Source organism: Methylobacterium symbioticum, assembly GCF_902141845.1.
Lineage (GTDB): Bacteria > Pseudomonadota > Alphaproteobacteria > Rhizobiales > Beijerinckiaceae > Methylobacterium > Methylobacterium symbioticum.
On record NZ_CABFPH010000005.1, the window covers coordinates 40,258 to 53,378 of the forward strand.

Below are 13,121 nucleotides of genomic sequence, written 5' to 3' on the forward strand. Positions count from 1 at the left end.
TCGAGCCGTTCGCTGCGCTGCGGCGCCTCAGGATGAGGTCGAGGAGGGGATAGGGCGGATCAACACCCGCTCGATCGGCTCAAGCAGGCTCTGACCAGCCGGTTCGACCATCCTGCGCCCGAGTCGGCTCGCGACGATTGTATCCCCGGCCTCAGGGCGCGGTCATGGGCGACACGCGGGAGCGTCGACGCGGAGAAGCCGTGAAAAGCCGCGACACGGCCGCGCGCCTGCCATTCCGACATCCTCCCGAAACATTTACACCGCCGGTTGTGCGACCGATCCCGCAGCGCCTCGGCTGGAGGGTGGAGACGGCATGGGCCTCGTTCAGTACGCGCTGAAGTTCCGCATCACGGTCTATGTTCTGGCCGTACTGATGACGCTCGCGGGCGGCGCCGCGGTGATCGTCACCCCGAAGGACGTGCTGCCGGTGGTCGATATCCCGGTCGTCGTCGTGGTCTGGACCTATACCGGCCTCTCGACGCCGGAGATGGAGCGGCGCGTCACCACCTACGCGGAGTTCTCGCTCTCGAACAACGTCAACAACATCCGCCGGATGGAATCGACCACGCTGCAGGGCACGGCGGTCCAGAAGATCTATTTTGACGACGAGGTGAGCGTCGACCTCGCCATCTCGCAGACGGTCTCGGCGATGAATTCGATCCGCGCCGCGATGCCGCCCGGCATCCAGCCGCCGATCGTGCTGCGCTTCTCCGCCTCCTCGGTGCCGGTGATCCAGCTGGCGCTCACCTCGACCAAGGAGAGCCTGACCAAGGTCAACGACTACGCCCAGTACCGCATCCGTCAGCGGCTCACGCAGGTGCCCGGCTCGACGCTGCCCTCGCCTTTCGGCGGCACGCCGCGCCAGATCATGGTCGATCTCGACCTGCATGCGCTGCAGGCGCTCGGGCTGACCGCGCTCGACGTCACCAATGCCGTCTCGGCCCAGAACCTCACCGTGCCCTCGGGGCTCGCCAAGATCGGCGAGCAGCAATACCCGATCCAACTCAACGCCACCCCAGAGGCGATCGAGGCGCTGAACCAGATCCCGATCCGCACGGTGGCCGGCCAGCCGATCCTGGTGCGCGATGTGGCCCAGGTGCGCGACGGCGGTCCGCCGCAGGTCAACATCGTGCGCGCCGACGGCGTCCAGTCGGTGCTGATGCGGGTGTTCAAGAACGGCACCGCCTCGACGCTCGACGTCGTCAACAACGTCAAGAAGGCGCTGCCCGACATTCGCGCCGCAGCCCCCGACGGGCTGCAGATCAAGGAGTTGTTCGACCAGTCGGTCTTCGTCTCCGCGGCGATCGAGGGCGTGCTGCACGAGGCGATGATCGCGGCCGGGCTCACCGGCCTCACCATCCTGCTCTTCCTCGGCTCCTGGCGTTCGACGCTCGTCGTTCTGATCTCGATCCCGCTCTCGATCCTGACGTCGCTCGCGGCGCTCGCCGCGCTCGGCGAGACCATCAACGTGATGACGCTCGGCGGCCTCGCCCTCGCCGTCGGCATCCTGGTGGACGACGCCACGGTCGCCATCGAGAATACCTATCGCCTGTTCGAGGAAGGAGAGCCCTTCCGCAAATCCGTGGTCGAGGGCGCGGCCAGCATCGCCAAGCCGACGCTGATCTCGACGCTCTCGATCTGCGCGGCCTTCACCTCGGTCTTCGCACTCACCGACACGCCGAAGTACCTGTTCACGCCGCAAGCGCTCGCGGTCGTGTTCGCGATGCTGACCTCCTACGTCCTGTCCCGCACCCTGGTGCCGGTGCTGATCGACGTTCTGGTCGCGCGGGAATACGCGATGCATCACGGCGAGGGCGCCGAGGAGCCGCGCCGCAGCCGGATCGGCCGGGCGCTCGCCTTCGTCTTCGGCCCGGCCTTCCGTATCGCCGGCGCGTTCCGGCACGGTTTCGAGGCGCGGTTCGCGCGCTTCCACCGCGCCTATCTCGGGCTGCTGCACGTGGTCCTGCGCCGCCGCGTCGTGACCCTCGTCTTCGTCGGCCTGATCTTCGCGGGAACCGGGGTGCTCTTCACCTTCGTCGGCCGTGACTACTTCCCGCAGGTCGCCTCCAGCCAGATCACCCTGCACCTGCGCACGCGGCCCGGCATGCGCATCGAGACGGCGGAGCAGACCTTCGCCGCCGTGCAGGCGACCGTGCGCGAGGTCATCCCCGAGAACGAGATCGAGCAGATCCTCGACAATATCGGCCTGCCGTCGAACAACTATAACTTCGCGTTCTCGGACGGCTCCTTCGTGGCCTACAACGATGGCCAGATGCTGATCAGCCTCAAGGACAACCACGGCTCGACGGCGCTCTACACCAAGCGCCTGCGCGAGACGCTCCGAGAGCGCTTCCCCGATCTGATCGTCTATACGCAGCCCTCGGACATCATCACGCAGATTCTCAATTTCGGCACGCTGGCGCAGATCGACATCCAGGTCTCGGGCCGGAACACCGAGAAGGATCTCGCCGCCGCACAGCGGATCGTACAGCGCCTCAAGGAGGTCCGCGGCGCCGTCGACGTGCATCTCCACCAGATCGTCGGCACGCCGCAATATTTCGTGGATGTCGACCGCCGCCTCGCCTCGGAGCTTGGGCTGACACAGCAGCAGGTCGCGCAGGCGATGAATGTCTCGCTCGCCGGCTCCTTTCAGGTGACGCCGAACTTCTGGTCGGACCCGAAGACCGGCATCCCCTACCAGCTCTGGGTGCAGACGCCGGAATACCGCAACGACTCGCTGACGGCGCTGCGCAACACGCCGCTCCTCGTCCAGGGCGGCAGCGACCGGCCCGGCGTGCTGACGCTGCTCTCCAGCGTCGCCGATTTCCGCCGCCAGGGCGTGCAGACGGTGATCAACCATGTGAACACCGCGCCGACCTTCAACATCTATGCGGCGGTGCAGGATTCCGATCTCGGCTCGGTCGCCAAGGAGATCACCCGGATCGTGGAGGAGGAGCAGAAGACCCTGCCCGCGCCCGACAAGATCACCGTCCGCGGCCAGATCGAGAACATGGACTCGGCCTTCTTCCGCCTCGGGATCGGCCTCTCGGTGGCTCTGGTCGCCGTCTATCTGCTGATGGCGGTGAACTACCAGAGCTGGGGCGATCCTTTCGTGGTGCTGCTCGCGCTCCCGCTCGCGTTCTGCGGCATCGTCGCCAGCCTGTTCGTGACCGGCACGACCTTCTCGATCCCATCGCTGTTCGGGGCGATCATGTCGGTGGGCATCGCCTCGGCCAACTCGATCCTGCTCGTCACCTTCGCCCGTGAGCACCGGGAGGCGACCGGCTGCTCGGCCCTCGAGGCTGCCCTGCTCGCCGGCGAGACCCGGCTGCGGCCGGTCCTGATGACGGCGGGCGCGATGTTCCTCGGCCTGATCCCGATGGCGCTGGGCACGGGGGAGGGCGGCGAGCAGAATGCGGCGCTGGCCCGCGCCGTGATGGGCGGCATCGCCTTCGGCACGCCCTCGACGCTGCTCTTCGTCCCCTTCCTCTACACGCTCCTGCGCAGCGCGCCGGTCAAGGCGCCGGAGGATTATCTCGGGACGGAGCCCGCGCCGTCCGGCCTGCCGAGCTGAGGCCGGCACGTTTGACGGGAGTCGGACCGGCAGAGCCGGCCGGCACTCCCCTGGGGTCGGGCGGCGCGCCGGGCGCGCGTGCCCGTCAGGCGGCCTTGCGCAGGAGCAGCGCCTCGACGGCGCCGACAAGCTCGGAATAGTGGTCGATCACCCGGTCGGCGCCGAGCTCGCCCACGGGCGTGTCGGTGTAGCCGAAGGTGACGCCGACCACCGGGATGCCAGCGGCCTTGGCCGCATCGATATCGGCCCGCGAATCGCCGACCATCACCGCCCGGGCCGGGTCGCCGCCGGCCCGCTCGATCGTGTGGGTGATGTGCCGTGGATCCGGCTTGAAGAACGGGAAGGTCTCGCGCCCGCAGATCGCGGCGAAGCGGTGACCGATGCCGAGCCGATCGAGCAATTCGACCGCGTGCGGCTCGATCTTGTTCGTGCACACGGCGAGGCGGAACCCGTCCGCCTCCAGGCGGTCGAGCGCCTCGACGAGGCCCGGATAGAGGTGCGACTTCTCGCAGAGATGCGCGCCGTAATGCTCAAGGAAGTCGAGGAACAGTTGCTCGTGCCGGCTCGGGCTCAGCGTCGCGCCCGCGGCGTCGAAGCCGCGCCGGATCAGCGCCTTGGCGCCCGCCCCGATCAGGTCCCGGGCCTCCGCGACCGGCAGCTCGGCCAGGCCCTCGCGGGTCAGGAGGACGTTCAGCGTCCCGATCAGGTCGCCGGCCGTCTCGGCAAGCGTTCCATCGAGGTCGAACACGGCGATCGGGGGCAGGGACATCGGCATTCTCGGCGCGGGGACGTCCTTCGCTAGCCGGAGCGGCGGCGCCGGGCAACCCGAGCTCAGCCGGCCGCCGTCCCGCGTCCCCCGGAGCGGATCCCGCCGCGGAATTCAGGTCCGAGTCATGATTTCCTACAATCAGGAATTAACGGGTTTTCGGTAGATTAAACCGTGAGAATGGGGGTGCTGGGCTGATGCAACCGCCGATTTTAATCAGGTACTTGCTGCACGGTTTGGTTTCAGGCCGGACGTACGACCGGCTCGCGCGCTATCAGCTTGGCGAGTTGCAGAAGCAGATCCCGTCGCTTCACATCCTGGTATCCATCAATGCTTGTGCATTAGCCTATATCTATGCCGGGCTTGCTCCGGCTTGGCTCACGTTCGCGCCGCTGGCGCTCATCCTGGCCATGGCAACAGTGCGCTGCATCCACTGGCGGCGTCTGCGCCCCGAGGCCGTGAGCAAGGCGCAGGCTCTGCGGTCGCTGCGGACGACGATCGCCCTCACGGTGGTGTACGCAGTGGCGCTGGTCTCCTGGTCGACGGCGCTCGGCAGCTATGGCAGCTCCCTCGAGCAGAGCCACGCCGCCATCGTCGTGGCGATCACCGTGGTCGGCTGCATCTTCGGCCTCACCCACCTGCCGGCTGCGTCCTTCCTCGCCAGCGCCGTGGTGATGGGGGCCTTCCTGACCCACTGCCTCTTCGCGCGCAACGCCGTCTTCCTCGCCATCGCCCTCAACACGGTCTTCGTCATCGTCGTGATGGCGCGCATCCTTCTCAGCAACTTCCGGACCTTCATCGAGCTGATGGAATCGCAGGACCGGGCGACGCGCCTCGCGGAGGAGAACGCCCGCCTCGCCCATACCGACAGCCTCACCGGCCTGCCGAACCGGCGCTACTTCTTCCAGCGCCTCGACGCGCTGATCGAGTCCTCGCGCCGGACCGGTGCGCCCTTCGGCCTGGCGATCTTCGATCTCGACCGATTCAAGCCGGTCAACGACACCTATGGCCATACAACCGGCGATCGCGTCCTCACCGTGTCCGGACAGCGCTTCGCCGCTTTCGCGGATGCGAATGTCACCGTCACCCGGCTCGGGGGCGACGAATTCGGCGTGCTGTTCGAGGCGCCCGGCAGCCCCGAGGAGGCGGTGGCCCTCGCCGACCGGATCTGTCAGGCCCTGCAGGAGCCGATCCGGCTCGGTGAGATCCAGGTGGTTGTGGGCTGCTCCGGTGGCCTCGCCCTCTTCCCCGATGCGGGCCGCCGGGCGGAGGCCCTGTTCGACCGGGCCGACCACGCCCTCTACCACTCGAAGCAGAGGCGGCGCGGCGTCACCACTCTGTTCTCGCAGGAGCACGAGGACGCGATCCGGGCCGAGCGCGCGGTGGAATCGGCGCTGCGCGGCGCCGACCTCGCGGCCGAGATGGAGGTTCATTACCAGCCGATCCTCGATACCCTCACCGACGAGATCGTCATGGTGGAGGGGCTCGCCCGCTGGACCAGCCCGACCCTCGGCCGCGTGCCGCCGGACCGCTTCATCGCCGTGGCCGAGCGCTGCGGCATGATCCACACGCTGACGCTCCTGCTGTTCCGCAAGGCTCTGGCGGATGCGGCCCGGCTGCCGCCGCAGATCGAACTCTCGTTCAACCTCTCCTCGCACGACCTGACCTCGTCCGGGACGGTGATCGCCCTGATCGTCGCGGTGCGCCAGAGCGAGATCGATCCGCGCCGCATCACCCTCGAACTGACCGAGACCGCGCTGATGCGCGACTTCGACCGGGCGCGGGATGCGATCCGGGCGCTGCGGGCGCTGGGCATCAGGATCGCGCTCGACGATTTCGGTACCGGCTATTCGAGTCTCGGCTACGTCCACCGCCTGCCCCTCGACCGGATCAAGATCGACCGCAGCTTCATGGCCGATATCGGCACCGATCTCGGCCGCAGCGTGGTCTCCACCATCCTCGACCTCTGCAAGAATCTCGGCGTCGAGGGCGTTGCGGAGGGCGTGGAGACGGCCGACCAGCTCGTCACGATGCGCCGGTCCGGGTGCCGCTACGTCCAGGGCTACCTGATCGGCGCGCCGATGCCGCTGAACGCGCTGCTGGACAGTCTGGACCTTCGCGCGCAGGCCGCGGCCGGACGCCTCTCCGCCTGACGGAGCGGCCCTGCGCCCTCAACTTGCCCGAATGGCCCTGAAGAGGGGAGCGGTCTCAACCGGACCGCTCCCATGATCCTTCGCACCGCCCTCGTCTCGCTCTGCCTCGGCCTTGCGGCTACCACCGCCTCTGCCGCCTCCTTCGAGTTCGTGCCCGCGCCCCAGGCCGACCTCAACCGGATGTATCGGGTCGACAAGGTCACCGGCGAGGTCGTCTCCTGCCAGTACGGGTTGCAGGAGAGCGGCGGCGGCATCGGGCTCACCGTCTGCTTCGGCCCCGGCGAGGGCGCCGGCCCGCAGCCGCCGTCCGAATACGGCCTCGTCGCCACGCGCCACACCCGTGAGGCTGGGGTATTCCGCGTCAATTACCGGACCGGCGAGATGAGCATCTGCTTCGTGCTGGTGAAGAAGGAGCAGGTCGTCTGCACGCAGCAGGCCAACCCCGCCGCCGACGGCGCGGCCGACGGTCCGCCGGCGGCCGCCCAGGGCCGGGCGGGCGCGGGCGCGACCCCGTCGCAGGGCGGCCGCCCCTGAGGGCGGGATGACAGCATGCGGCCGCTGGTCAAGATCGGCGTTCCTGTCGCGCCGCCGCCATGCTAGGGGCGCCCGCATCCGCCGAGGACGCGGCCCGTCCGGGCCGGGCCTCCCGCTCCCTCACCCCGTGCCCGCCTGAACCGGGCCGGCATCCGCGAACGCGACCGACATGAGCGCAACCGATACGAGCGGGCCCGACCTGCGCCGCGCCGCGGCCGCCCGCGCCCTCGATCTCGTCAAGCCCGGCATGCGGCTCGGCCTCGGCACCGGCTCGACGGCCGCGTCCTTCGTGACGCTGCTCGGCGAGCGCGTCCGGGCCGGCCTCGACGTGGTCGGCGTCCCGACCTCCGAGGCGACCCGCGTCCAGGCCGAGCGCGAGGGCATCCGCCTCGCCACCCTCGACGAGATGCCGCAGCTCGACCTGACCATCGACGGGGCCGACGAGGTCGACGACGCCCTGCGCCTGATCAAGGGCGGCGGCGCGGCGCTGTTGCGCGAGAAGATCGTCGCCTGCGCCAGCCGGCGGATGGTGGTGATCGCCGACGCGGCCAAGCGCGTCGAGACCCTGGGCGCCTTCCCGCTGCCGATCGAGGTCAACGCCTTCGGCCTCGCCGCGACGCAACTCGCGATCGCCGCCGCGATCGGGAAGGCCGGCTGCACCGGCGGAATCCGCCTGCGCGTGGGCGCGGACGGCGCGCCGGTCGTCACCGATGGCGGGCACCGCATCGTCGATGCCCATCTTGCCCGGATCCCGGATCCCGAAGCCCTCCCGGCCGCGCTCGGGGCGGTGCCCGGCGTGGTCGAGCCCGGCCTCTTCCTGGGAATCGCCTCCGCCGCGATCCTCGCCGCGGCGCGGGACGGCGCGGCGCACGTCCCCGTCCTGGGCGCCCTCGGCTGAGGCCTTCGCCGAGTTCCTCTCGTCTCGTCCTTGGGAACCCCGCCATGACCCGCCGCCTCCTCGCCGCCGCCGCGGTGCTCGCCATCGTCGCGCCCGGCATCGCCGCCGCGCAGGCCCAGAAGCCCGCGCCCGCGACCCAGGCCGCGGCGCCTGCCGGCCCGAGCGCCGCGCACGTCGCCCTGGCCCGCGAGGTCGTCCTCTCCTCCGGCATCGCCCGCTCGTTCGACTCGGTGATCCCGGCCTTCGCCGACCAGATCCGCCAGCAGACCGTGTCGCGGCCCGAGTTGCAGAAGGACCTCAATGAGGTGCTGAAGAGCCTCGAGCCGGAGATGGACCTGCAGAAGCAGCGCATGCTCAACATCACCGCCCGGATCTATGCCGAGAAGCTGACCGAGCCGGAGCTGAAGGAGATCGCCGCCTTCTTCCGCTCGGCGCCGGGCAAGCGCTACGTCGAGACCCAGCCCATCGTGCTCGACCAGATGGTCCAGGCCATGCAGACCTGGACCCAGGACGTGTCCGAATACGTGATGGTGCGGGTGCGCGCCGAGATGGGCAAGCGCGGCCACCAGTTGCAGTAGCCGTTTCCGGCGGGCCCGATGCCCGTGAACGCCGCGGCCGGCTTCTACGGCGCGGGCGCGGCGGCGCTCGCGCTGATGCCCCTCGTGATGACGCTCGCCAATCGGTCGAGCCCCGCCCTGGTGGCCGTCGCGGCGCTCCTCGTCCTGGCCGGCCGGTTCGCCGAGGCGCCGCGCGGCGTCGCCCGGCTCCTCGTCGCGCCCCTGGCGACGCCGCCCGGCATCGCGGCCCTGGCCTTCCTGCTCTGGTGCCTCGTCTCCTGCGCCTGGAGCCCATTTCCGGACGTCACCGCGCGCGCGGCCCGCGAATTCGGGCCGACGCTGGTCGCGGCCTATCTCCTCGCGCGGCTGGCGCCCGGGCGGATTCCGGATTTCGCCGGCCCGCTCGCCCTCGCCGCCATCGCGGCCTCCGGCCTTCTCATCGCCGTGGGACTCGCCTTCGACCTGCCGTTGCAGAGGCTGCTCGGCCAGCGCGCCATCGCCTTCGTCTACAACCGGCCGGCGATGACCCTGGTCCTCGTGATGGGGCCGCTGGCGCTGGTGCTGTGGCGGACCGGGAGGCCGCTCGCGGCGCTCGCCCTTCTCGCCGTCGCGCTGCCCGGCATCCTGCGCTCGATCAGCGGCGCGGCGATGCTCGGCCTCGCGGCGGGCCTCGCCACGGCCCTCGTCGCCTGGCTGTTGCCGCGGCGGTTCGCCATCGGCCTCACGGGTCTCGGCCTCGGCCTCGCCGTCGCGCTGGCCCCGGTCGAGGGCGATCTTCTCCTGCGCCTGATGCCCGAGGCGGCTCACGCGCGGCTGGAGCATTCCTCCTCCCGCGCCCGGGTCGCGATCGCGCGCAGCTTCGGTGCGGCGGTGGCGGCCGATCCCTGGCGCGGGGCCGGTTTCGGCGTGGCGCCGCGCTTCGCGGAGGCACCGGTGGCGGAGCGGATCGAGCCGGAGCTGCGCCCGATGCTCGCGGTTGGCCACCCCCATAACAGCTTCCTGCAGGTCTGGAGCGAGCTCGGCCTGCCCGGCGCCGTCCTGCTCGCCCTGAGCCTGCTGCTCGCCCTGCGTGCCGTCGCGGGGCTGGACCGGCCGGATCGGGTCGCCGCGCTCGGCCTCGTCGGCGCAGCGGCGGCCATCGCCTTCGTCGAGCACAACGCCTGGGCGGCGTGGTGGACGGCCGGGCTCGGGGCTGCCATCACGTGGCTGCGCGAGGCGGGTCTTCGCGCGCAGCGGAGCGGACAGGGATGAGCGAAGGCTTCGACGTCGACCTCTTCGTCATCGGCGGCGGCTCGGGCGGGGTCCGCGCGGCGCGGATCTCGGCGGGCTACGGCGCGAAGGTCATGCTCGCCGAGGAGTATCGGGTCGGCGGCACCTGCGTGATCCGCGGCTGCGTGCCGAAGAAGCTCATGGTCTATGCCGGCCGCTTCAGGGACGAATTCGAGGACGCCGCGGGCTTCGGCTGGCATGTCGAGGCGCCGCGCTTCGACTGGTCGGTCCTGAAGGCGCGCCGCGACGCCGAGGTGACGCGGCTCGAAGGCATCTATGACGCCAACCTGATCCGGTCCGGCGTCGAGATCGTGCCCGAGCGCGCGGTGATCGAGGATCCGCACACCGTTCGCCTCGTGGCCTCCGGCCGCCGGGTGCGGGCCCGCTACATCCTTGTCGCGGTGGGCGCGATGCCGGTGAAGGAGCCGCTCATTCCCGGCGCGGATCTCGCCATCACCTCGAACGAGGTGTTCGAGCTGGAGACGCAGCCCGAGCGCATCCTCGTGGTCGGCGGCGGCTACATCGCAGTGGAGTTCGCCGGCGTCTTCGCGGGCCTCGGCACGAAGACCACCCTGCTGCACCGGGGCGACAGGCTGCTGCGCGGCTTCGACGACGAGATTCGCGATGCGCTGGGCGAGGCCTATGCCAAGCGCATGGACCTGCGGCTCGGGCGCACCGTGCAGCGCCTGGAGCAGGCCGGGGCGGGCATCCGGGCGCATCTCGACGACGGCACGACCCTCGCGGTCGATCAGGTTCTGGTGGCCACCGGGCGGCGCCCGAACGTCGCCGGCCTCGGTCTGGAAGGCGTCGGGATCGCCCTCGACGGCGCGGGCGCGATCCCGGTCGACGCCTATTCCCGTACGGCGGTGCCCTCGATCTACGCGGTCGGCGACGTCACCAACCGGGCGAACCTGACCCCCGTCGCCATCCGCGAGGGTCACGCCTTCGCCGACACGGTGTTCGGCAACCGGCCGGCCTGCGTCGACCACCGCCTGATCCCGACGGCGGTGTTCTCGACGCCCGAGATCGGCGTCGTCGGACACAACGAGGACGTGGCCCGGCAGGTCTACGGCGAGATCGACGTCTACAAGGCGGCCTTCCGTCCGATGAAGGCGACGCTCTCGGGCCGGGACGAGCGCACCCTGATGAAGGTCATCGTCGATTGTGCCAGCGACAAGGTCGTCGGCGTCCACGTCTTCGGCCACGATGCCGGCGAGATCATCCAGGCGGTCGGCATCGCGGTGACGATGGGCGCGACCAAGGCCGATTTCGACCGGACCATCGCGGTCCACCCGACAGCGTCGGAGGAACTCGTGACCATGCGGGTGCCCGCGGTCACCAAGGCGCCGGTCGGGGTCGGCTAAGCCGCGGCGACAGGGCTCGACGCGGCGCATCACCGGTCCATATCAGGCACATGGGCAAGCGGGCATCAGGCAAGGGGCAGCCGGGGCGGGACGAAGGCGCGCATGCGCGCCGTCAAGCCATCATCGACGGCATGCTGGCCGATGCCCTGCGGCCGGCCTTCAGCTACCGCCTGCCGAGCCAGGAGGCGCTGCCGGCCGACATCCGGCGGGCGATCGACACGTTGCTGGCCAAGGCGGCGGCCCAGCGCAGCCGCTGCCTGACCTACGAGGACCTTGAGGAAGCCCTGCCCCCGCGGGACGTCTCCGCGGAGGATCTGGAGGCGATCTTCTGGATCCTGGCCGAGCACGGCATCGAGGTCGAGGACGGGGATCTCTGAGACCGCCTCCATGCGATCTGCCCGGACGCGGGACAGGCCGTGCCTGCGCGCCGCCCCGGCACCAACGCCCCTTGCCGGCCGGGATCACGCGGACATCGGATGAGAATCGGCCTGCGCCGATCGCAGGCCGGACCCTGACCGCCGGCACTCGCGCGCGCCCGGAAAGCTCTCTATAAGCGCCGCTTCGCGCGATTCCGCGCGCGAACGAGCCACCGAGAGGTGCCGGGAGTTACGTGATGGCCGAGCGTTGGACACCGAAGACATGGCGCAACCTGCCGATCCAGCAGGTCCCGGCCTATCCGGACGCTGCGGCCCTCCAGGCGGTCGAAGCGCAGATCGCGAGCTTTCCTCCGCTGGTTTTTGCCGGTGAGGCGCGCAAGCTGAAGGCGTCGCTCGCCCGCGTCGCCGCCGGCGAGGCCTTCCTGCTCCAGGGTGGCGACTGCGCCGAGAGCTTCGACGAGCACTCCGCCGACAACATCCGCGACTTCTTCCGCGTCTTCCTGCAGATGGCGCTGGTCCTCACCTTCGCGGGCAGCTCGCCCGTGGTGAAGGTCGGCCGCATCGCGGGCCAGTTCGCCAAGCCGCGCTCCTCGCCGACCGAGACCCTCGACGGGGTCGCGCTGCCGAGCTACCGCGGCGACATCGTCAACGGGATCGGCTTCACGGAGGAGGCGCGCGTGCCCGATCCGCGCCGCCAGCTCGAGGCCTACCGGCAGTCGGCCGCGACGCTGAACCTGCTGCGCGCCTTCGCGACCGGCGGCTACGCCAATCTCGAGAACGCGCATCGCTGGATGCTGGGCTTCGTGAAGGACAGCCCGCAATCCTCGCGCTACCAGGACGTGGCCGGCCGGATGTCGGACGCGCTGCACTTCATGCGCGCCATCGGGATCAACCCCGAGACGCACCAGGAGGTGCGCACCACCGACTTCTTCACCAGCCACGAGGCCCTGCTCCTCGGCTACGAGGAGGCGCTGACCCGCGTCGATTCGACGAGCGGCGACTGGTACGCCACCTCGGGCCACATGCTCTGGATCGGCGACCGCACCCGCCAGCCGGACCACGCGCATGTGGAATATGCCCGCGGCATCCGGAACCCGATCGGCCTGAAATGCGGGCCGTCGATGACGGCGGACGGGTTGCTCGGCCTGATCGATCAGCTCAATCCGGAGAACGAGGCCGGGCGCCTGTCGCTGATCTGCCGCTTCGGCGCGGACAAGGTGGCCGAGCACCTGCCCAAGCTCGTCCGGGCGGTGAAGCGCGAGGGCCGCAGCGTCGTGTGGGTCTGCGACCCGATGCACGGCAACACCGTCACGGCCGGCCGCTACAAGACCCGGCCGTTCGAGCGCGTGATGCAGGAGATCGAGGGCTTCTTCGGCGTCCACCGCGCCGAGGGCACCATCGCCGGCGGCATCCATCTGGAGATGACCGGCAAGGACGTCACCGAGTGCACGGGCGGCGCCCGGGCGCTGACGGCCGACGACCTGCAGGACCGCTACCACACCTACTGCGATCCGCGCCTCAACGCCGAGCAGGCGCTGGAGGTGGCCTTCCTCACGGCCGAGCTGATCAAGCGCGAGCGCGCCGAGATCGAGCGTCCCCGCCTCGACGCGGCGGAGTAAACGTGACGGC

General features: G+C 70.2%; 10 protein-coding genes. 9 read left to right on the top strand and 1 reads right to left on the bottom strand.

All coding sequences use genetic code 11. The annotated features are described in order from the left end of the window. The first annotated feature begins 313 nt into the window (after window positions 1-313). Complete coding sequence (locus MET9862_RS03270; RefSeq protein ID WP_142581681.1) at window positions 314-3,574, top strand: efflux RND transporter permease subunit; 3,261 nt, start codon at window positions 314-316, stop codon at window positions 3,572-3,574. Window positions 3,575-3,659: 85 nt separating this feature from the next. Here MET9862_RS03270 and MET9862_RS03275 read toward each other — a convergent pair whose 3' ends face one another. Next, a complete protein-coding gene (locus tag MET9862_RS03275; protein WP_142581682.1) occupies window positions 3,660-4,349 on the bottom strand; it encodes an HAD family hydrolase in 690 nt (229 codons plus the stop codon). Between the two features lie 188 nt (window positions 4,350-4,537). Between MET9862_RS03275 and MET9862_RS03280 the strand changes: the two genes are divergently transcribed. The 8 genes from MET9862_RS03280 to MET9862_RS03315 all read left to right on the top strand — a co-directional run bounded on the left by MET9862_RS03280 (window position 4,538) and on the right by MET9862_RS03315 (window position 13,111). Then, window positions 4,538-6,493: a putative bifunctional diguanylate cyclase/phosphodiesterase gene (locus MET9862_RS03280; RefSeq protein WP_142581683.1), complete on the top strand. Its 1,956-nt coding sequence runs from the start codon at window positions 4,538-4,540 to the stop codon at window positions 6,491-6,493. Between the two features lie 72 nt (window positions 6,494-6,565). After that, complete coding sequence (locus MET9862_RS03285) at window positions 6,566-7,027, top strand: hypothetical protein (protein WP_142581684.1); 462 nt, start codon at window positions 6,566-6,568, stop codon at window positions 7,025-7,027. Between the two features lie 169 nt (window positions 7,028-7,196). After that, the gene (gene rpiA / locus MET9862_RS03290) at window positions 7,197-7,925 is read left to right on the top strand and encodes a ribose-5-phosphate isomerase RpiA (RefSeq protein ID WP_142581685.1); all 729 of its coding nucleotides are present in this window, start codon (window positions 7,197-7,199) and stop codon (window positions 7,923-7,925) included. 44 nt (window positions 7,926-7,969) lie between these two features. Next, complete coding sequence (locus tag MET9862_RS03295) at window positions 7,970-8,503, top strand: DUF2059 domain-containing protein (RefSeq protein WP_142581686.1); 534 nt, start codon at window positions 7,970-7,972, stop codon at window positions 8,501-8,503. Between the two features lie 18 nt (window positions 8,504-8,521). Continuing rightward, a complete protein-coding gene (locus MET9862_RS03300) occupies window positions 8,522-9,733 on the top strand; it encodes an O-antigen ligase family protein (protein ID WP_185156735.1) in 1,212 nt (403 codons plus the stop codon). After that, window positions 9,730-11,115: a glutathione-disulfide reductase gene (gene gor / locus MET9862_RS03305; RefSeq protein WP_142581687.1), complete on the top strand. Its 1,386-nt coding sequence runs from the start codon at window positions 9,730-9,732 to the stop codon at window positions 11,113-11,115. The genes MET9862_RS03300 and gor overlap by 4 nt, the downstream gene beginning before the upstream one ends. Window positions 11,116-11,165: 50 nt before the next feature. Continuing rightward, window positions 11,166-11,492, top strand: a complete 327-nt coding sequence (locus tag MET9862_RS03310; protein WP_142581688.1) for an RNA polymerase sigma factor region1.1 domain-containing protein — start codon at window positions 11,166-11,168, stop codon at window positions 11,490-11,492. 236 nt (window positions 11,493-11,728) lie between these two features. After that, a complete protein-coding gene (locus MET9862_RS03315; protein WP_142581689.1) occupies window positions 11,729-13,111 on the top strand; it encodes a class II 3-deoxy-7-phosphoheptulonate synthase in 1,383 nt (460 codons plus the stop codon). Window positions 13,112-13,121: the final 10 nt, after the last annotated feature.

Coding starts and splice junctions, on each gene's coding strand:
- MET9862_RS03310 (WP_142581688.1), top strand. CDS start 11,166: ATGGGCAAGCGGGCATCAGGCAAGGGGCAGCCGGGGCGGGACGAAGGC.
- gor (WP_142581687.1), top strand. CDS start 9,730: ATGAGCGAAGGCTTCGACGTCGACCTCTTCGTCATCGGCGGCGGCTCG.
- rpiA (WP_142581685.1), top strand. CDS start 7,197: ATGAGCGCAACCGATACGAGCGGGCCCGACCTGCGCCGCGCCGCGGCC.
- MET9862_RS03315 (WP_142581689.1), top strand. CDS start 11,729: ATGGCCGAGCGTTGGACACCGAAGACATGGCGCAACCTGCCGATCCAG.
- MET9862_RS03300 (WP_185156735.1), top strand. CDS start 8,522: ATGCCCGTGAACGCCGCGGCCGGCTTCTACGGCGCGGGCGCGGCGGCG.
- MET9862_RS03280 (WP_142581683.1), top strand. CDS start 4,538: ATGCAACCGCCGATTTTAATCAGGTACTTGCTGCACGGTTTGGTTTCA.
- MET9862_RS03270 (WP_142581681.1), top strand. CDS start 314: ATGGGCCTCGTTCAGTACGCGCTGAAGTTCCGCATCACGGTCTATGTT.
- MET9862_RS03285 (WP_142581684.1), top strand. CDS start 6,566: ATGATCCTTCGCACCGCCCTCGTCTCGCTCTGCCTCGGCCTTGCGGCT.
- MET9862_RS03275 (WP_142581682.1), bottom strand. CDS start 4,349: ATGCCGATGTCCCTGCCCCCGATCGCCGTGTTCGACCTCGATGGAACG.
- MET9862_RS03295 (WP_142581686.1), top strand. CDS start 7,970: ATGACCCGCCGCCTCCTCGCCGCCGCCGCGGTGCTCGCCATCGTCGCG.